The organism is Micromonospora sp. NPDC051925 (assembly GCF_044548625.1).
Lineage (GTDB): Bacteria > Actinomycetota > Actinomycetes > Mycobacteriales > Micromonosporaceae > Micromonospora.
Window position 1 is genome coordinate 177729 of the sequence record NZ_JBIUCH010000011.1, and the last position, 17961, is coordinate 195689.

Sequence of the window (17961 nt, forward strand, 5' to 3'; positions counted from 1 at the left end):
ACGGGAACCAACGCACGTTAAGGTGCGTCACTGTCCGCCGTCCATCCCCCGGGCGGCGATGTGGTGAATTTGCGACAGCGCTGCTCAGCGTCGCACTTGTGGCGTACGGAGGTCGGCTGCGCCGGCCCGGGGGCCGGTCAGCGCTGGGCGTCGAGCCGGTGCACCAGCTCGGCGACGTCCACGCTGTACTCGCACCAGTCCCGATCGGTCTGGTAGCCCAGCTCGGCGTTCACCTTGAGCATCGCCTCGTTGGCCTGGGCGTTCCAGGTCTGCACCTCGACCAGCTCCGGCTCGGCGGAGCGCAGCTCGAGCAGCATCCGTGCCTTCATCGCCCGGTCGATGCCGTAGCCCCGGTGATCCTGCCCCACGATGGTGTCGTACTGGTCGGCGCGGGTGGGGTGCTGGGCCGGCACCACCACCTCGGTCAGGCCGGCCACCGTGCCGGTCTGCTCGTGCAGGGCGAGCACGATGTACGGCTTCATGCCCCGGCGGTGCAGCGTGTCGAGGCTGTCCCGCAGCCGCTGCGGGTCGTACGAGCTGGGGCGCAGCTCACCGTCGTCGACGTCACGCACCTCGGCCTTCGCCCGCGCGTACGCCTCGATCAGGTCGTCGGACGGCCCGCCGGGGCAGAACTCCAGGTGGTAGCCCGAGCCGACGCCGGCGGCCATCTCGGTGAGCGCCGTCCAGTCGACCGTGTCCAGGTCGAGCACGCTGCGGGTCTCGACGTACTCCCGGGTGAAGCCCAGCGACGAGTAGAAGCCGATCGCCGGGGTGTCGCCGACCACCTCGACCCCGATCGACCGGAAACCCTCCTGGTAGACCCGGCGGGCGGCGATCAGCACCAGCTCACGGCCGAGCCCGCTACGGCGCACCGCCGGGTGCACCAGCACCTCCAGCACGCCGATGTCACCGAGCAGCAGCACGTGCACGTGCCCGAGGATCGGGCCGGGGCCGCCCCCGGCCGGCGGATCGGCCTGGGCCACCCAGGAGATGCGTCGTTCGCCGGGCATCACCTCGGAGAGGTATTCCCGCAGGGAATCTTCCCGCCAGGGCGGGTCCTGCGGGAGGTCAGCCGCGAGGACCGCGTTCAGCGTGTCCAGCACGGAGCCGATCTCGGCGGACGACGCGGTTCGGGGATCCCACTCGCGCACCATCACCCGTCTAGCTTGCCGTCAACGGCTTCTCGGGGGAAGTGTCCGGTCCGCCAATGTATGCGAACGATCACCTCACGTACGACTTGCACGTCCGTATTCGTTGGCCTTGTCGAAGACGTCCTGGGCGTACCGGCGTACGTCGTTGTAGGCGAGGATGGCACCCCACCAGTCGCCGGGGATGGTCATGTTCCGGCCGCCCTGGCACAGGTAGTTCCCGGCGGCGAGCGCGGTGTCGTCCAGGTCGTGCGGGTCCTTGCGGCCGTCGTTGTCGGCGTCCGCACCGACCTGCTCCCAGGTGGTGGGGATGAACTGCATCGGCCCGATCGCCCGGTCGTAGGTGGTGTCCCGGTCGAACAGCCCGCCGTCGGTGTCCCTGATCAGGGAACGCCCGCCCTTGCCGTCGAGCGGATCACCGATGATCTCCGGCACGGCGCGGGCGTCCGGCCCGAGCGTCGCGTTGTTGGCCTGCCCGTGCCGGGACTCGACGTAGCCGATCGCGGCGAGGGTGGTCCAGCTCAGCTGGCAGCTCCGGTTCGTCTGGGCGAGCACCAGTTCGGCGTAGCCGTACGCCTGCATGGCGATCGGGGAGATGCCCACCCGGCCGCCGGTGACCCGGGCCCACTCGGCCAGCGCGTCGGCGGGTCGGCCGGTGCCGGTCGGGGCGACCGGCCCGGTCGGCGTGACCCCGCCGGCCAGCGGGCTGCCCGACGGCATGCCGGGCGCGGTCACGCCCGGGACCACCGGCACCCCGGTGGCCCCGCCCGACGGGATCCCGAGGCCGGCGGTCGCGGTGTCGTCCACCGCGACCGGGCGGGGTGCCCGAACGGCGGCCGGCACCACCACCGCACCGACCGCGGCGGTCGCCGCGACCAGCGCGAACAGGAACAGACCGGGCAGGGTCAGTCGACCGCTGGGACGGCGGGACCAGGCCCGGGTGGCCCGGGTCGCGGCCCCCACCGCCTGCCGGGGCGGCGGCAGCCGGACGGCGTGCGCGAACGGGATCCGCCGCCGCCGACCCACCACCGCACCACCAGCGACCCCACCGCCCGCCTCCGTCTTCGCGGTGGGCTCGGGTGCGTTGTCGGCGTCGGTCTTCGGGGCGGGCGGGGCTTGGGTGTCGGTCTTCGCGGTCGGCTCGGGTTCGCCGCCGGTATCGGTGTTCGGGGCCGGTCTGTTCTCGCGGTCCGTCGGGTCCGGGCGGGTGTCGGGGGCCGGCAGGTGACCTCCGGCGGAGGTGTCCACCGTCGCGGCACCGGCGGCCGAGGAAACCTGCGGGGTCGAGGAAGCTGGCAGGGTCGAGGAAGCTGGCAGGGTCGAGGGGTCGTGCCGGGGTCGGCGGGGCCGGGGGAGCCAGCCGCGACGCGGGGCGGCGGGCACGTCCTCGGGCGGGGCCGCTGCTCGTAGGGGCCGGACCGTCGAATCTTCGCCGCTCACCACTGTTTGAGTATCACCCATGTCGGTCCGGGAGTCAGGTCCGGCCGTAGGGTGGACACATGCCCCGGTACGAGTTCCGCTGCCGCGCCTGCGGCGACACCTTCGAGGTCAACCGACCGATGGCCGAGGCCGGTGCGCCGGCCGACTGCCCCCAGGGTCACGCCGACACGGTCAAACTCCTCTCCACCGTGGCTGTCACCGGCCGTGGAGGTGGCTCCGCGACCGGTTCCGCCCCGGCGGCGCCCGCCGGTGGTGGCTGCTGCGGTGGCGGCTGCGGCTGCTGAGTGGCCCGGACTCCGTCCGGTGTAACGCTGCGGTGCGCCGGTACGCCTGCATCAGTGTCACCTTGGGGCCGATATCGCCCGACCGTTCTCACGATGCGTGACCGGTTGACCATAGGGCAGCATGAACCCGACGTCAGGGGCGGAGGTGCCACGCATGTCGCCACGGATACACCTCCCGAGCGGTTGGGTGACCTTCGTGTTCACCGACATCGAAGGGTCCACCCGGCTGGCCCAGCTGCTCGGGCCGGACTACCGCCCGGTGCTCTGGGAACATCGTCGGCTGTTGCGTGACACCCTCGCCGCGACCGACGGCGCGGAGCTGCTGACCGAGGGGGACTCCTTCTTCCTCGCCTTCCCGGACGCGTCGGCGGCGCTGACCGCCTGCCTGACCGCGCAGCGCGCACTGTCCACCCACGACTGGCCGAACCCGGAGGCCGCGCCGAGAGTACGGATGGGCCTGCACACCGGCTACGCGGAACCCCGTGACGGCGAGTACGCCAGCCCCGAGGTGCACCGGGCAGCCCGGGTGGCCGCCGCCGCGCACGGTGGACAGGTGCTGTGCTCGGCGTCCACCGCGCGGTTGGCCGACCCGCTGCCCTCCGGGGCCACCCTGCTCGACCTGGGCCTGCACCGGCTACGGGGCTTCGACGACCGGGAACGGCTGTTCCAGCTCGTCGCGCCGGGGTTGGAGCGGCAGTTCCCCCGTCCGCGCACCGCCGAGGCGCTGGCGCACAACCTGCCCACCCAGGTCACCTCGTTCGTCGGCCGGGAGAGCGAGCGGGGCGAGCTGGACCTGCTGATCCGCCGGCACCGGCTGGTCACGGTGGTCGGCGCGGGCGGCGCGGGCAAGACCCGACTCGCCATCGAGGTGGCGTCCGGCCAGGTGGAGGCGTACCCGGACGGGGTGTGGTTCGTCGACATCGCCGCGGTCACCGATCCGGGGTTGGTGGCGTTCGCGGTCGCCGCCGTGCTCGGGCCGCGTCCGGAACCGGGCCGCCCGATACTGGACACCCTGGTCGAGTACGCGGCCGTCCGGCGGATGCTGGTGGTGCTCGACACCTGTGACGCCCAGCCGGCGGCCTGCGCCGAGGTGATCTCCCGACTGCTCGCGGGCGGCAGCGGGGTGCGGGTGCTGGCCACCAGCCGGGAGGCGTTCGGTCTCCCCGGCGAGGTGGTGTGGCGGATTCCGCCGCTGGCGGTCGACCCGCAGCCGGGGCGTAGCGAGAGCGATGCGGTGGCGCTGCTGCTGGACCGCACGGCGGCGGCCCGGGGTGGTCGCCCCCCGGAGTGGGCGGAGGCCGCCGACCTGCGCCGGGTGGTGCAGCGGCTGGACGGGCTGCCGTTGGCCATCGAGCTGGCCGCGGCCCGGTTGCGGGTGCTCTCCGCCGGCCAGTTGGCCGCCCGGTTGGACGACGTGCTGGGCACCCTCGACGCCGGTCGGGGCGCTCCGGAGCCGCCCGCCGAGCTGGGCTGGGCGGGCAACCAGCAGGACACCGTGGACCTGGTCGCCGCCGCCGCCGGTCAGACTCCGCCGAGCCCGGCGCACCGGGCGGTGCAGCGGTCCGCCACCGAGCGGCACCTCACCATGCAGGCCACGGTCACCTGGTCGTACCGGACGCTGGGGCCACGGGCGGCCCGGCTGTTGCGCTGGTTGGCGGTCTTCACCGGGCCGGTGGACCTGGCCACGGTGGAGTGGCTGCTCGGCGACGATCCGCTCGACCCGCTGTCGGTGCTGGTGGACAAGTCGATGGTGCTGGCCGAGCCGCACGCCTCCGGCAGCACCTACCGGATGCTCGACCCGATCCGGGCGTACGCGGCGCGGCGGCTGGTCGAGACCGGTGAGGAGCAGGCCGCCCGGGATCGACACGTGGCCTGGGCCCAGCATGCGTTGCAACGGGCGCACCTCGGGGCGGACGGCCGCCCGGTCACCCTGTCGCTCTACGCGTTGGACCCGCTCGCCGGCGAGCTGCGGGCGGCGCTGCGCTGGTCGGCCACCGGGGGCAGCGCCGGAGCCGGGCTGCGGTTGGCCGGTGGGCTGGACCAGTGGTGGCGGGAGCGGGGGCTGTCCCGGGAGGCCCGGCTGTGGTTGTTCCGGCTGTACGGGCGGATCGCCGAGACCGGCGAGGCGATCCCCGAGGCGGAGTTGGCGGCGGCGTACCACCTGCATTCGCTGCACGCCGGCGCGGACGGGGAGTTCGCCGAGGAGCTGCGGTTCTCGCAGCGGGCGGAGGCGGCGGCCCGGCAGGCCGGCGACGCGGGGCTGCTGGCCCGGGTGCTCGCCGGACGGGCCGCGCCGTTGGTCGACATGGGGCAGTTCGCCGAGGCGGAGCGGGTCTGCCGGGAGGTCATCGACTGGGCGAACGAGCAGGAGGTCAGTGGGGACGCGCTGCTGGCCATCTACAACCTGGCCGAGCTGCTGTGGCGGCGGGGCGCGTTGGCGGAGGCGGCGGAGCTGCTCGGGGCGGCCCGGCCGGTGGAGGCGGCCCGGCCGGTGGAGCGGGGTCGTCGGTCGGTGGACATGCTGCTGGGCATGGTGGCGCTGGCCCGGCGTGACCTGGTGGCCGCGCACGAGCACCTGCTGGTGGCGTTGCGGGCCCGGATGGGTCACGGCTACCACGGGCGGGCCTGCGACACGGTGAACGCGGTGGCGGTGCGCTGCGCGCTGGGCGGGGAACCGTTGACGGCGGCCAGACTCTTCGGCGCGGCCCAGGCCACCCGGGCCCGATTGCGGGGCACCCCGGGCATCTTCGGCACGTACTGGCGGGAGCGGCAGGCCGAGCTGCGGCGCACCCTCGGCGACGCGGCCTTCGACGCCGCGTACGGCGAGGGCGGTGAGCTGGGTCTGGAGGAGGCGGCCGCGTTGGCGTTCGCGGTGGAGCACCCGGATCTGGCAGCGGACTCGGTCCGGTTCCGTACCACCGGGTCGGCGGCGCCCCGACCGGCCGGCCCTCGGGACGTGGACCGCCGGGAGGAGTGGGCCTGAACCGCCCCGGGTGGTCGGGCACCCGGGGCGTCCGTGGTCGGTCAGGCGTGGTCGATCAGCGCACCACCCGGGCGGTCGAGGCGGCGCTCTCGTTCCACAACCGGTCCAGCGCGGTCACCTGGTAGGTGTACGTCCGGCCGGGCTCGGCGGTGCCGTCCACCCAGGACTGCGGCTGCCCCGGCGTGGCCCGGACCGTGCCGATCAGGTGTGCCGCGTCGGCCCGGTCGCACCCGTCGAGCCGACCGGCTGAGTCGAAGCGGTAGACCGCGTACGACGTGGCGGTGCCGAGCGGGCCCTTCCCGTCGGCCGGTTGGTGCCAGCGCAGCCGTACCCCGTCGGCGGTCCGCTCGGCCCGGGTCAGCACCGGACGCAGCAGCGGCTTCGCCGGCAGGTGCGGCATGGTCGGCACCAGCGCCGGACGGGAGTAGTGCGCGGCGGCGTAGGTGCTCGTCGCGCCGAGCCGGTCGGCCCGCACCTGGACGGCGGAGAAGTGCACGTTGCCGAGCACCTCCGGGTACGCCCGGTTGAGCGTCAGGTGGTCCGACAGCTCCTGCGGGTTCATCCAGTACGTGCCGTAGGCCGGGTCACCGCTCTTGTAGTCCGCCTGGCCGATGTAGAGCTGCACCCGGGTGCCGCGTACCGTCTGCGCCCACCAGGGCACCAGCCGGGCGTAGTCGGCGGCCGGGTACTGGCCGATGTACCAGTACAGCTGCGGCACGATGTAGTCGATCCACTCCTGCCGTACCCACTTGCGGGTGTCGGCGGAGATGATGTCGTACGACTGGCTGCCGGTGGTGTCCGAGCCGTTCGGGTCGGCGGCGGCGTTGCGCCAGATGCCGAACGGGCTCACCCCGAACTTCACCCACGGCTTGGCCGCCTTGATCTTCGCGCTCATCTCCTGGATCAGCAGGTCGATGTTGTCCCGCCGCCAGGCGGCCCGGTCGGTGAAGCCCCGGTGGTACGCGGCGAACGTCGCGTCGTCCGGCACCTGGTACGTGCCGGAGGGGTACGGGTAGAAGTAGTCGTCGAAGTGCACGCCGTCGACGTCGTACCGCGTGACGGCGTCCATCATCGCGGTCTGGACGAACTCGCGGACCTCGGGGACGCCGGGGTCGTAGTAGCGCCGGCTGCCGGCGACGCCGGCCGGCGGGTAGGCGAAGGTCCACTCGGGATGCTGCCGGGCCGGATGGTCCGCCGCCAGCGCGGTCAGGTCCGCGCCCGCGCCGCCCGGGGCCGGCATCGAGATCCGGTACGGGTTGAACCAGGCGTGGAACTCCAGGTTCCGTGCGTGCGACTCGGCGACCAGGAAGGCCAGCGGATCCCAGCCCGGATCCTGCCCGCGCACCCCGGTCAGGTACTCCGACCACGGCTCGTACCGCGACGGCCAGAACGCGTCGGCGGTCGGGCGGACCTGGACCACCACCGCGTTGTGGTGCAGCCGCTGCGCCAGATCGAGCCAGCCCCGGTACTCGGCCTGCTGGGCGGCGACCCGGTCGGGGGCGCTCTGGGAGGCACTGCTCGGCCAGTCGATGTTCACCACCGACGAGATCCACATGGCCCGGAACTGCCGCTTCGGGGCTGCCGGGTCGACGTCGCAGGCGACGTCGGTACCCGTCGTCCCCGGTAGCGCGGTGGCTGGTGCGGAAGCGGTGGCCGGGGTGGCGGCGGCCGGTGCCGGGGCGGTGCCGACGAGCAGTGCCATGGCCAGCCCGGCGACGCCGAGCCGAGTCGTCCTCATGCGCGGTGTCCCTTCGTCGTCGTCCTCATGCGCCGTATCCCTTCGTCGGGCTCCCGGGGGAGAGCTTCTGCCGGTGGACCAGGCGACGTGATCCTCTTGATCAACAGGTCGCCGCTGGCGACATTTATCGGTGGCTATCTGGTGGTGGTAGGAAATTTTCACACCTGTGGGCCGGGCGCAAGGGGCTGGCCCGGGTGTCCGCATCCGGTCCGCCCGGCGGTCGGCCTGTCGGTCGCCGGATTGACCGAAAGTGGTCACGGGTGCACGTGTGGTCATCTTCCCCTCGGGGTGAACGGGGTGATTGACGAGGGTTCGCGTGGGGTAGCAACGCGCGGCACCGGCCGCCAGCAGGGTGGTCGCGCGGTGGGAGGGGTGAGCGCGGTGTCCGTGCTGCGAACCAAACCGATCAAGGACGTGGTGGCCCAGGGTGAGGCCGACGGCAGCGACGGCAGCCCTGGATCTCCGCCGTGATGACCGTGGCGGTGGCGCTGCTCGCCGGGTTCCTGCCGCTGTCCGCGCTGGCCGACCTGGTCAGCATCGGCGCGCTCTGCGCCTTCATGATCGTTTCCATCGCGGTGCCGATCCTGCGTCGTAAGCGTCCCGACCTGGAGCGGCCGTTCCGGGTCGCGTTCTCCCCGGTGCTGCCGATCTTCACCGCGCTGGCCTGCTTCTACCTGACGCTCAACCTGTCGATCGAGACCTGGATCAGGTTCCTCGTCTGGATGGCGCTCGGCGCGCTCATCTACTTCGGTTACGGCTACCGCCGCAACCGCCTCGCCACCCGCGAAGCCGCCGAGGACCGCGCCGCGGCACCCGCCTCGGCCTGACCGTCCGGGCCGGGTGCCGGCCACGCCGTTCCGCCGGCCGGCACCCGGCCCGCCCGATTCCCGGCCGGCACCCGCGCCCCGACCGGGCGGGTGCCGGCCGGGGTCGGTGCTGCCCTGCCCGTCGGGCTGCTCGGGAGGCTGGTCAGGGCTGGGGCGCGAAGCGCAGCACGTTCCAGGAGACCGCCGGCAGGCGTACGGTGCACCGCCCGCCGTCGAGGGTGGTGGTGGGCAGTTCCCGGGGCGTCACCCGGTCGGGCTCGGCCTCGGTGTTGACCGCCTCCGGGTCGTCACCGGCGGCGAGGCTGAGGTGCCGCACCGGGCGCAGCCCCGCCAGGCCACGCAGGTCGAGGTCCAGCGGGAGGTCCTCGACGCCCCGGTTGACCGCGAACACGGTCAGCTCCCCGGACTCCTCGTCGTGCAGCGCGACGGTGTCCAGCACCGGCACGTCGCCGTACCGCTTCGTCTCGTAGCGCGGCGAGACCGGTTCGGTACGCAGCACGGTGCCCCGGGCGTACCGGGCGGTCAGGGCGAACGGGTGGAAGATGCTCTGCCGCCAGGCCGGCCCGCCGGTGCGGGTGCGGATCGGGGCGATCACGTTGGCCAGCTGGGCCTGGGCGGCGACGCCGACCCGGTCGGCGTGCCGGAGCAGCGTGATCAGCAGATCGCCGACCACCACCGCGTCGACGGCGGTGTAGTCGTCCTCGATCAGCGCCGGCGCCTCGACCCAGCCTCGCCGGTCCAGGTCCTGCTGGAGGCGGGACTGGTACCAGACGTTCCACTCGTCGAAGGAGATCTTCAGCTTGCGGGTCTGCCGCTGCCGGGCGGCCACGTGGTCGGCGGTGGCGACGACCTCGGTGATGAAGTTGTCCATGTCGACCGCCGAGGCCAGGAGGCTGGCCCGGTCACCGTCGGACGGGTCGTAGTAGGCGTGCGCGGAGATGTAGTCCACCTGCTCGTAGGTGTGTTCCAGCACGGTCGCCTCCCAGGAGGCGAAGGTGGACATCTGCCGGCCGGAGCTGCCGCAGGCGACCAGGCTGATCGACGGGTCGATCAACTTCATCGCCCGCGCGGTCTCGGCGGCGAGCCGGCCGTACTCGTCGGCGGTCTTGTGGCCGACCTGCCAGGGGCCGTCCAGCTCGTTGCCGAGGCACCACAGCCGCACCCCGTACGGCTGCTCCGCGCCGTGCCTGCGACGCAGGTCGGACAGCGCGGTGCCGCCCGGGTGGTTGGTGTACTCCAGCAGGTCGCAGGCCTCCTGGATGCCTCGGGTGCCGAGGTTGACCGCCATCATCGGCTCGACGTCCGCGGCGGCGGCCCAGGCCATGAACTCGTCGAGGCCGAACGCGTTGGTCTCGATGGTCTTCCAGGCCAGGTCCAGTCGGCGGGGCCGGTCGGCGGTCGGCCCGACGCCGTCCTCCCAGCGGTAGCCGGAGACGAAGTTGCCGCCGGGGTAGCGGACCACGGAGACGCCCAGCTCCCGGGTCAGCTCCAGCACGTCCCGGCGCAGGCCGAGCGGGTCGGCGTCGGGGTGGCCCGGCTCGTAGATGCCGCCGTACACGCAGCGCCCCAGGTGCTCGACGAAGGAGCCGAAGAGTCGTCGGTCCACCGGGCCGATCGTGAAGGCCGGATCGATCGTCAACCGAGCTGTACGCACCGGGGTGCCACCTTTCCTCGACCTGCTCCATTGCCTGCGGCCACGCCTACCCGGCGTTCTTGCAACGTTGTAACCAACGTGGTGAGAAGCCCGCTCCACGATAGAGTCCGAAGCCGGAAGCGGGGAGGGGCCCAATCGTGCGGCACAGGCTGAAGGACGTGGCCGAGCGGGCCGGGGTGTCGGTCAAGACGGTGTCGAACGTGGTCAACGGCTACCAGCACGTCCGGCCGGACACCCGGGCCCGGGTCGAGGCAGCCATCGCCGAACTTCACTACCGGCCCAACCTGTCGGCCCGCAACCTGCGCAAGGGCCGTACCGGCGTGATCGCCCTCGCCGTGCCGGAGCTGGACATCCCGTACTTCGCCGAACTGGCCCGGCACGTGGTCGCCGCCGCCGCCGACCACGGCTGGACCGTGCTCATCGACCAGACCGGCGGCGGCCCCGAACAGGAACGGGTGGCCGCCGACCTCGGTGACCACATGATCGACGGTCTGATCCTCAGCCCGCTGTCGCTGAACGCCGACGACCTCGCCGGCCTGGACGGCATGCCGATGGTGCTGCTCGGCGAGCGCTTGGACCACGGCCCCGCCGACCACGTGGTGATCGACGACGTGACCGCCGCCCGGGAGATGACCGCCCACCTGATCGGCCTCGGTCGCCGCCGGATCGCCGCCATCGGTGCCCAACGCGCCCCCGAGGGCGCGAGCGCCCGACTCCGCCTGGCCGGCTACACCGCCGCCCTGGCCGAGGCCGAACTCGGGTACGACGAACGCCTGGTCGCGCCCGCCCCGACCTGGCACCGCGCCGACGGGGCCGCCGCCATGCGCCACCTGCTCGCCTCCGGGGCCCGCCCCGACGCGGTCTTCTGCTTCAACGACACCCTCGCCCTCGGCGCGCTCCGCGCCCTGCACGAGGCCGGACTGGGGGTTCCCGGGGACGTCGCCGTCGCCGGCTTCGACGACATCGAGGACGGGCGGTTCAGCGTCCCCACCCTGACCACCGTCACCCCGGACAAGGAACGGATCGCCCGACTGGCCGTCGACCTCCTCGCCGGTCGGCTCGCCGGCGACCGGGACGCGCCCCCACGGGAACTCACCGCCCCCCACCACCTGACCCCCCGGGAAAGCACCTCCTGACCCGTCCGTCGACCACGTCGTCGACGTCCATGCCCCGGTCGGGACCGGTGACGCCCGCGCGATCCTCACGCGAACGTCCTTGTGTAGGGCGGGATCGGTGACGTCCGGGTGTCCGACGGGGCGGCGTCCTGTTGTGGGTGGGACCGGCGGCGTCCGGGTGTCGGCCGGGAGCGGCGGCGTCCGCGCCTGGGACGGCGGGGTGCGGAGGTGACCGGGGCGGGTCAGTCGAAGAACCGGGCCAGGTGGGTGGGGGAGACGGGTGGAGCCTCGGCGGGCAGCGGGGTGAGGTCGGCGAAGATGGAGGCACCGTCACAGCCGGCGTGCAGCGGATACCAGCGCGGGGTGCCCGGTGGGCGTTGGCCGCAGATGCCCTTGACCGTCTGCACGTCGAGCAGCCGTACGTGGGTCGGGTCGGCCACCGCGTTGACGTGCCCCCACCACGGGCTCATCACGTGCAGCACCCCGCCCGGCCGGAGCACCCGGTGGCACTCGTCCACCAGCGGCAGGAAGTCGATCAGGTGCTCCAGGATGTGCACGGTGAAGATGACGTCGACGGAGTCGTCGGCCAGCGGCAGCGACCCCGACAGGTCCGCCACCGCGTCGACCCCGGGCGCCGGGAAGATGTCCAGCCCCAGGTTCGCCGGGTACTGCTTCTGCCCACCGCAGCCCAGGTCCACGACCACCGGATCCCGGCCGTCGACCCGCACCCGCCCCCACACGCCGTACACCCCGGCCAACCGGCCGACCAGCTCGCGGACCAGCCGCAACTCACCCGGTTCGGCCACCTCACCGGTCAGGTGGGCGACCCCCCGGTCGAACCGCACCTCGACGGCGAGCCGGCGTACCCGCTCGTCGTGGCGGGCCTGTTCGGCCCAGGCCTCGCCGAGGAACCCGTCGAGCGCCCGCAGCCGTTCGGCCGAGGGCGGTGTCTGCGCCAGCGCGACCATGGCCACCTCCCGCCGGCCGTTACCCGCTATCCGGCCCGGCACACCCGTCCGATCCGGACCGCTGCCCGCTCCCGTGGCTCCGCCGGGCCTGGGTCGCGGGCCTGGGCCGCTGTGTCCGTTCAGGTCCGGTCGGTTCCGGGGGCGCGACGCTTGTCGGTGGTCAGCCGGTGCCGGTACGGCGGGCGGGCCGGCCGGCGGCCCGGAAGCGTTGCCGGGGCGTGCCGGCCGCCTTCGGCCGCTTGAGGTGGTAGCGGTGCAACTCGTTGTGGCCGGCCAGCGACGGGTCCTCGCTCATCCCGACGAGTTCCCAACCCTGGTCACCGGCCCGGTTCAGGTGGGCCAGCGCGGTGTCGCCGTACGGGGTCACGTCGGCCATCGAGCCGTCCGGGCCGTACCAGACGAAGACGACCTCCCAGTTGAGGTCGGAGGCGGTCGGCTGGCGACGCCGGACCAGCAGCGCGTACTCCCACTTGAGCATGACCCATTGTCGCCCCGCCGTTACCGGTGGGCCGGGATCAGTCCTCGGCGATCCGCCCGTCGGTCACCCGCAGCCGCCGGTTGACGCTGACCGCCTCCAGCATCCGGCGGTCGTGGGTGACCAGCAGCAGCGTCCCCGGGTAACCGGCCAACGCCGACTCCAACTGCTCGATGGCCGCGAGGTCGAGGTGGTTGGTCGGTTCGTCCAGCACCAGCAGGTTGACCCCCCGACCCTGGAGCAGCGCCAGCGCCGCCCGGGTCCGCTCGCCGGGCGACAGCGTCGCCGCCGGCCGCAGCACGTGCGCGGCGCGCAGGCCGAACTTGGCCAGCAGCGTCCGCGCGTCCGCCGGAGTCAGCTCGGGTACGGCCGCACCGAACGCCTCCAGCAGCGGCTGGTCACCGAGGAACAGCCCTCGGGCCTGGTCCACCTCGCCGACCACCACCCCCGGCCCGAGCGCGGCGTGGCCGGCGTCGAGCGGCAGCCGACCCAGCAGCGCACCGAGCAACGTGGTCTTGCCGGAGCCGTTCGCCCCGGTGATCGCCACCCGGTCGGCCCAGTCGATCTGGAGGGTCACCGGGCCGAGGGTGAAGCCGCCCCGGCGGACCACCGCGTCGCGCAGCGAGGCCACCACCGCACCGGCCCGAGGTGCGGCGGCGATCTCCATCCGCAGCTCCCACTCCTTGCGTGGTTCCTCGACCACGTCGAGGCGTTCGATCAGCCGCTCGGTCTGCTTCGCCTTGGCCGCCTGCTTCTCCGTCGACTCGGCCCGGAACTTCCGGCCGATCTTGTCGTTGTCGGTGGCCTTGCGCCGGGCGTTCTTCACGCCCTTCTCCATCCAGGCGCGCTGGGTACGGGCGCGGGCCTCCAGCCCGGCCCGGGTGTCGGCGTACTCCTCGAAGTCGGCGCGGGCGTGCCGGCGGGCCACCTCCCGCTCCTCCAGATAGGCGCCGTAGCCACCGCCGTAGTGCCGGACCTGCTGCTGCACCAGATCCAGCTCCAGCACCCGGGTCACCGTCCGGGTCAGGAACTCCCGGTCGTGGCTGACCAGCACCGTCCCGGCACGCAGGCCGGTGACGAACCGCTCCAGCCGGTCCAGGCCGGCCAGGTCGAGGTCGTTGGTGGGCTCGTCGAGCAGGAAGATGTCGTACCGGCTGAGCAGCAGGGAGGCCAGGCCGGCGCGGGCCGCCTGGCCGCCGGAGAGGGCGGTCATCGGGTGGTCAAGGTCGACGGTGAGCCCCAGTTCGGCGGCGACCTGGGCGGCCCGCTCCGCCAGGTCCGCCCCACCGAGGTCGAGCCAGCGCTCCAACGCCTCGGCGTACGCGTCGTCGGCCCCGGCCGCACCCGCGGTGAGCGCCTCGGTGGCCGCGTCCAGCACCGCCTGCGCCTCGGTGACCCCGGTACGCCGGGCCAGGAAGTCCCGTACCGTCTCGTCCGCCCGCCGCTCCGCCTCCTGCGGCAGGTAACCCACTGTCGCACCGGGCGGGCTCAGCGACACGCTGCCCTCTTCCACGCCCTGCAACCCGGCCAGCGTCCGCAGCAACGTCGACTTCCCCGCCCCGTTGACCCCCACCAGGCCCACCACGTCCCCCGGCGCGACCACCAGGTCGAGTTCACTGAAGAGCACCCGCTCCCCGTGCCCCGCGGCAAGTCCTTTGACGATCATCGTGGCGCTCATGAGGCACCGAGCCTATCGCCCGTCCATCCGGGCGACGACGCCGTGTCGGGATCCCCGCGTCCCCCGCTCTCTGGTTGGGGTTGGCGCGGTTGGCCGACCAGCGGGCCGACCAGCGGGCTGGCCTGTGGGCCTGCGGGCCAGCTGGCCAGCAGGCCGGGCGGTCCCGGGGTTGGCGGGCTGGGCTGGCGGGCGGCGGGCTGGGGCTGGCGGGTGGACTGGCGGGTTGGCGGGCCGGCGGGATCGCGGGCGGGCTGGGTGGCGGGGTGATCATGCGGTTGCTGCGATCCTCGTGCCCGTTTGTGAAGAGTTGTGGGGGGGGGGGGGGGGGGCCCCGGGGGGGGCCCCCCCCCCCACACCCCCCCCCGCCCCCGCCGGGGGGCCGGCCGGGGGGGGCGGGGGGGGGGGGGGGGGGGGGGTGCCGCCTGGGGCGCCCCGCCCCCCGGGGGCCGTTTCGCCACTTGTGTGTGCCCCCCGCCCCCCAACAACTCTTCACAAAACCACAGCGACCACCGACGCGGCCCGTCAGCGGGCCTCGCCGGTGTCGCAGCTCGGCGTGGAAGCGGATCATCCGGCGAAGCGCAGGCATCCCCGGCCGACAGAGACCAGCACCCCACCGCCGGGGTGCTGAGCCCCGAGGCCGATCAGGCGGGTGCGGGTTCACCCCCCCCGGCAAGGGGAGATTCTGGGCGTTCCACTGGCGTGACGGCCGGGCGTTCGTGGTTCACCCCCGGCATGGGGAGATTCTGGTGGCAGCCGCCCCTTCCGAGGCAGCCCTTCCGGGGCCGAGATCTCCCCAGCTCTCCTCATAGCTCTCCTCGTCGTTGCGAAGGTGATTGCAAAGGTGAGGGTCGCCGCGACGACCACCGGTGCCCGCCCGACGGCTTTGCATGGGTGGCGGTCGGGCTGACGTACCGCCGGGGCGTTGCGTCTCCTCGGACCGTTGCCCGGCGTCTCCTCGAACAACCGCTGGAGGGACGAGGCGGCGAGGGCTCCGGTGGGGAAAGGTGGGGGCGTGGGAATGACGCTGGCGGTGGACTGCGGGGGCGGGGGAATCAAGGGGTCGGTGCTGGACGGGGGTGGGAACCTGCGGGCACCGGTGGTACGGGTGGACACCCCCTATCCGCTGCCGCCGGAGTTGTTCGTGAAGACGCTTGTGGAGTTGGGTGGGCGGCTGCCCCGGGCGGACCGGGTGACGGTGGGGATGCCGGGCATGATCCGGCACGGGGTCGTGGTGGCAACGCCGCACTACGTGACCCGGTCCGGGCCGCGTAGCCGGGTCGACCCGGAGCTGCTCGCCGAGTGGTCCGGGTACGACGCCCGTCGGGCGGTCACCGAAGCCTTCGGGATGCCGGCGCTGGTGCTCAACGACGCCGAGGTGCACGGCGCCGGGGTGGTCGCCGGGACGGGCTGCGAGCTGGTGCTGACCCTCGGCACCGGGCTGGGCAGCGCGCTCTTCGACGGCGGTCGGCTCGCCCCGCACCTGGAGCTGTCGCACGCCCCGGTCCGCTGGGGCACCACGTACGACACGTACGTCGGGGAGCCGGAGCGGCGTCGGCTCGGCGACGCCTTCTGGTCCCGGCGGATCCGGCAGGTGGTGGACGGGCTGCGCCCGGTGTTCCGCTGGGACCGGCTCTACCTCGGCGGCGGCAACTCGCGGTTGATCCGCCCCGAGCAGGTGGCCCGGATGGGCGACGACGTGGTGATCGTGCCCAACACGGCCGGGATCGTCGGTGGGGTCCGCGCCTGGCAGCTGACCGGCGAACGGGACGCCCCGGCCTCCTGAGCCACAAGTCGACCCCCAGGAACACTCGCGGTACGCCCGGTGTTGTGCCAGCGTCGGAGCAATGGCGACGTGACGCGAGGGGGTGGGTCGGGATGGATCTTCTGGCGGAGTACCGACGGGCGACCATGTACTTCGAGATGGGTGACCCGAGCGGAGCGGTCCGGCTGCTCGAACCGATCGTGGCGGCCGAGCCCGGCAACTCCTCCGTGCGTCAGCTGCTGGCTCGGGCGTACTTCCAGACCGCCCAGCTCGGCCGCGCGGAGGAGCAGCTGCGGGAGCTGGTCGCCCGGGATCCCAGCGACCACTACGCCCACCACGTGCTGGGCCGGACGCTGGAGCGGCTGAACCGCTACCCGGACGCGCTGCGGCACCTGCGCATCGCGGCGGCCATGCACTCGACCAACGACGACTACGTGACCGCGCTGCGCCGGGTGGAGACCCGGGTCGGCAACGGTCGCTGAGTCCTGACCGCGCCGGGCCGGGGGAGGGGAGCTACTACCCTTCCCCCGGCCCGGCTCTGCGTCTCGTCCAGGCCAGAAACCGCTCGAACAGCTCCGCCGGGGGCGGGACGGCGTTCGGGTTCAGGGTGATCAGGTTGCCGGTGGCGTCGAACAGCCGTCCGGCCAGGTAGACGGACAGCCCGACCCTGTCCCGCCGGTATTCGAGGGTCAGCAGCAGCCGGGCGGGCTGACACGGCCACGGCGCGGCACACACCCGGCACAACCAGAGCGGCCGCATCGGCATGTGTGGCCGAATCGCCCCACCCTTGCGGGCATGCACGGGGGAGACGTTCGACCTCCGTCGAGTCCCGGCGACGAATCGGTCACGCGGCTCGGTGGGGCTGGGTACGTCGCCCGCTCGGCGACGAAGAGCGACGAGGCGCATCCAGGTATCGGTGCTGGACGAGCCTGAGGTCCTCCCCGACTGCTTGCGGGCCTACCATGGGGCCTGCCATGGGAGTTGCGCAGGTGGGGGAGGCGGGATGAAGCTCAAGCTGGACCTGCACGACATCTTCAACAAGGGCCACGACATCGATCGCGCCCTGCGCGGGATCATGGACGAGGCGGTGGCGAAGAAGGCCACCCTTGTCGAGATCATTCCCGGTAAGGGCTCCGGCCAGCTCAAGAAGAAGGTGCTGCGCTTCCTCGACCAGAAGGACGTCAAGCAGCTCTACCACCGGGTCGAGAAGGACTCCAAGAACTTCGGCCGCCTCTTCGTCCATTTCCGCTGGAAGTAGTGACGACATGGCTACTGGCCTGCATTGCAAGGGTCACGCTGGCCAGTGAGCCATGATCATGGCGTCGCCAGGCCGTCACCGGTATTCGGGCCGTCGTCGGTGGCCTGGTCGTTGTCGATTGCTCGCCGGGTACCGTCTTCGCTTGCCCGCAACAGGTGCGTGTAGATCCGTAGGGTGAAGCTGGCGACCATCCGCCGACGTGGGGACCTTGCTGTGATCAGGCTGCCGACAGCTTCCGTACGATGTACTGGTTGAGGCTCATCCCATCCTCGGCGGCATGAGTCGCCAGCTCACGGTGCAGGCTTTCGCCGACGCGAATGTTGAACTTGCCCGAGTAGCTACGTTCGGCGAACGGCTCCGGCACTTCCTCGCCCTGCTGCTCCATGTCCGTGACCACTTCACGTACCAGGTTCTGGAGCCCTTGCAGCGCCTCGATCTGCGAGGGGGCCAGCCAGGAAAGAGATGGAAACTCAGCGCAGGTGGCGACGAACTCGTTGTCCTGCGCTGACCACGTGACGCGATAGGTGTAGTGGGTCACGTCGGGATGAGCAACGTTCTCCATCACATGGCCTCCTTCTTCTCGATCGCCTTGAGTACTTGCCGCACCTGGTACGCCTTGGCCCTGCCTTTG

Annotated in this window: 17 protein-coding genes; 7 read left to right on the forward strand and 10 right to left on the reverse strand. The window is 72.7% G+C overall.

The features are described 5' to 3' along the window. Positions 1-137: 137 nt before the first annotated feature. A complete protein-coding gene (locus ACIG87_RS17160; protein WP_396851545.1) occupies positions 138-1154 on the reverse strand; it encodes a GNAT family N-acetyltransferase in 1017 nt (338 codons plus the stop codon). A gap of 72 nt (positions 1155-1226) precedes the next feature. Next, complete coding sequence (locus tag ACIG87_RS17165; RefSeq protein ID WP_396851469.1) at positions 1227-2591, reverse strand: lytic murein transglycosylase; 1365 nt, start codon at positions 2589-2591, stop codon at positions 1227-1229. Between the two features lie 56 nt (positions 2592-2647). Here ACIG87_RS17165 and ACIG87_RS17170 point away from each other — a divergent pair, with 56 nt between their 5' ends. Continuing rightward, complete coding sequence (locus tag ACIG87_RS17170; RefSeq protein ID WP_396851470.1) at positions 2648-2872, forward strand: zinc ribbon domain-containing protein; 225 nt, start codon at positions 2648-2650, stop codon at positions 2870-2872. A 154-nt stretch (positions 2873-3026) separates the two neighbouring features. Then, positions 3027-5855 (forward strand): ATP-binding protein, encoded by a 2829-nt coding sequence (locus ACIG87_RS17175; protein ID WP_396851471.1) that lies wholly within the window; start codon positions 3027-3029, stop codon positions 5853-5855. A 55-nt stretch (positions 5856-5910) separates the two neighbouring features. On the opposite strand, the gene ACIG87_RS17180 is transcribed toward ACIG87_RS17175, so the two are convergent. Next, entirely contained in the window at positions 5911-7593 is a 1683-nt protein-coding gene (locus ACIG87_RS17180; protein WP_396851472.1) for a glycoside hydrolase family 10 protein, read from the reverse strand. A 470-nt stretch (positions 7594-8063) separates the two neighbouring features. Between ACIG87_RS17180 and ACIG87_RS17185 the strand changes: the two genes are divergently transcribed. Next, on the forward strand, positions 8064-8420 hold the full coding sequence (locus ACIG87_RS17185; protein ID WP_396851473.1) for an amino acid permease C-terminal domain-containing protein: 357 nt from the start codon (positions 8064-8066) through the stop codon (positions 8418-8420). A 142-nt stretch (positions 8421-8562) separates the two neighbouring features. Here the strand turns inward: ACIG87_RS17185 and ACIG87_RS17190 are convergent, their stop codons facing one another. Next, complete coding sequence (locus ACIG87_RS17190) at positions 8563-10074, reverse strand: alpha-N-arabinofuranosidase (RefSeq protein WP_396851474.1); 1512 nt, start codon at positions 10072-10074, stop codon at positions 8563-8565. Between the two features lie 137 nt (positions 10075-10211). On the opposite strand from ACIG87_RS17190, the gene ACIG87_RS17195 reads away from it, so the two are divergent. Next, positions 10212-11210: a LacI family DNA-binding transcriptional regulator gene (locus ACIG87_RS17195; protein ID WP_396851475.1), complete on the forward strand. Its 999-nt coding sequence runs from the start codon at positions 10212-10214 to the stop codon at positions 11208-11210. 221 nt (positions 11211-11431) lie between these two features. On the opposite strand, the gene ACIG87_RS17200 is transcribed toward ACIG87_RS17195, so the two are convergent. The 3 genes from ACIG87_RS17200 to ACIG87_RS17210 all read right to left on the reverse strand — a co-directional run bounded on the left by ACIG87_RS17200 (position 11432) and on the right by ACIG87_RS17210 (position 14310). Further along, on the reverse strand, positions 11432-12157 hold the full coding sequence (locus ACIG87_RS17200) for a methyltransferase domain-containing protein (RefSeq protein WP_396851476.1): 726 nt from the start codon (positions 12155-12157) through the stop codon (positions 11432-11434). 160 nt (positions 12158-12317) lie between these two features. Continuing rightward, positions 12318-12635: a hypothetical protein gene (locus ACIG87_RS17205; protein WP_396851477.1), complete on the reverse strand. Its 318-nt coding sequence runs from the start codon at positions 12633-12635 to the stop codon at positions 12318-12320. Between the two features lie 37 nt (positions 12636-12672). Beyond that, positions 12673-14310, reverse strand: a complete 1638-nt coding sequence (locus ACIG87_RS17210) for an ABC-F family ATP-binding cassette domain-containing protein (protein WP_396851478.1) — start codon at positions 14308-14310, stop codon at positions 12673-12675. 1012 nt (positions 14311-15322) lie between these two features. Between ACIG87_RS17210 and ACIG87_RS17215 the strand changes: the two genes are divergently transcribed. Further along, positions 15323-16093, forward strand: coding sequence for an ROK family protein (locus ACIG87_RS17215; protein ID WP_396851479.1), 771 nt, complete (start codon positions 15323-15325; stop codon positions 16091-16093). A 92-nt stretch (positions 16094-16185) separates the two neighbouring features. Continuing rightward, positions 16186-16554 carry a tetratricopeptide repeat protein gene (locus ACIG87_RS17220; protein WP_396851480.1) on the forward strand — a complete coding sequence of 123 codons (369 nt, stop codon included), beginning with the start codon at positions 16186-16188 and terminating at the stop codon, positions 16552-16554. A gap of 34 nt (positions 16555-16588) precedes the next feature. On the opposite strand, the gene ACIG87_RS17225 is transcribed toward ACIG87_RS17220, so the two are convergent. Beyond that, complete coding sequence (locus tag ACIG87_RS17225) at positions 16589-16837, reverse strand: hypothetical protein (RefSeq protein WP_396851481.1); 249 nt, start codon at positions 16835-16837, stop codon at positions 16589-16591. 238 nt (positions 16838-17075) lie between these two features. On the opposite strand from ACIG87_RS17225, the gene ACIG87_RS17230 reads away from it, so the two are divergent. Continuing rightward, positions 17076-17330 (forward strand): Smr/MutS family protein, encoded by a 255-nt coding sequence (locus ACIG87_RS17230; RefSeq protein WP_067315484.1) that lies wholly within the window; start codon positions 17076-17078, stop codon positions 17328-17330. A 56-nt stretch (positions 17331-17386) separates the two neighbouring features. Here ACIG87_RS17230 and ACIG87_RS17235 read toward each other — a convergent pair whose 3' ends face one another. Together ACIG87_RS17235 and ACIG87_RS17240 are read right to left on the reverse strand one after the other, a co-directional pair. Then, the gene (locus ACIG87_RS17235; RefSeq protein ID WP_396851482.1) at positions 17387-17521 is read right to left on the reverse strand and encodes a hypothetical protein; all 135 of its coding nucleotides are present in this window, start codon (positions 17519-17521) and stop codon (positions 17387-17389) included. 26 nt (positions 17522-17547) lie between these two features. Further along, positions 17548-17892, reverse strand: a complete 345-nt coding sequence (locus ACIG87_RS17240; RefSeq protein ID WP_396851483.1) for a type II toxin-antitoxin system HicB family antitoxin — start codon at positions 17890-17892, stop codon at positions 17548-17550. Positions 17893-17961 lie beyond the last annotated feature (69 nt).

What these genes read in the sequence shown, in the direction of transcription:
- ACIG87_RS17170 (WP_396851470.1), top strand. Translation starts at nt 2,648, where the DNA reads ATGCCCCGGTACGAGTTCCGCTGCCGCGCCTGCGGCGACACCTTCGAG.
- ACIG87_RS17235 (WP_396851482.1), bottom strand. Translation starts at nt 17,521, where the DNA reads ATGGTCGCCAGCTTCACCCTACGGATCTACACGCACCTGTTGCGGGCA.
- ACIG87_RS17240 (WP_396851483.1), bottom strand. Translation starts at nt 17,892, where the DNA reads ATGGAGAACGTTGCTCATCCCGACGTGACCCACTACACCTATCGCGTC.
- ACIG87_RS17175 (WP_396851471.1), top strand. Translation starts at nt 3,027, where the DNA reads ATGTCGCCACGGATACACCTCCCGAGCGGTTGGGTGACCTTCGTGTTC.
- ACIG87_RS17225 (WP_396851481.1), bottom strand. Translation starts at nt 16,837, where the DNA reads ATGCCGATGCGGCCGCTCTGGTTGTGCCGGGTGTGTGCCGCGCCGTGG.
- ACIG87_RS17160 (WP_396851545.1), bottom strand. Translation starts at nt 1,154, where the DNA reads ATGGTGCGCGAGTGGGATCCCCGAACCGCGTCGTCCGCCGAGATCGGC.
- ACIG87_RS17180 (WP_396851472.1), bottom strand. Translation starts at nt 7,593, where the DNA reads ATGAGGACGACTCGGCTCGGCGTCGCCGGGCTGGCCATGGCACTGCTC.
- ACIG87_RS17210 (WP_396851478.1), bottom strand. Translation starts at nt 14,310, where the DNA reads ATGAGCGCCACGATGATCGTCAAAGGACTTGCCGCGGGGCACGGGGAG.
- ACIG87_RS17220 (WP_396851480.1), top strand. Translation starts at nt 16,186, where the DNA reads ATGGATCTTCTGGCGGAGTACCGACGGGCGACCATGTACTTCGAGATG.
- ACIG87_RS17230 (WP_067315484.1), top strand. Translation starts at nt 17,076, where the DNA reads ATGAAGCTCAAGCTGGACCTGCACGACATCTTCAACAAGGGCCACGAC.
- ACIG87_RS17185 (WP_396851473.1), top strand. Translation starts at nt 8,064, where the DNA reads ATGACCGTGGCGGTGGCGCTGCTCGCCGGGTTCCTGCCGCTGTCCGCG.
- ACIG87_RS17200 (WP_396851476.1), bottom strand. Translation starts at nt 12,157, where the DNA reads ATGGTCGCGCTGGCGCAGACACCGCCCTCGGCCGAACGGCTGCGGGCG.
- ACIG87_RS17205 (WP_396851477.1), bottom strand. Translation starts at nt 12,635, where the DNA reads ATGCTCAAGTGGGAGTACGCGCTGCTGGTCCGGCGTCGCCAGCCGACC.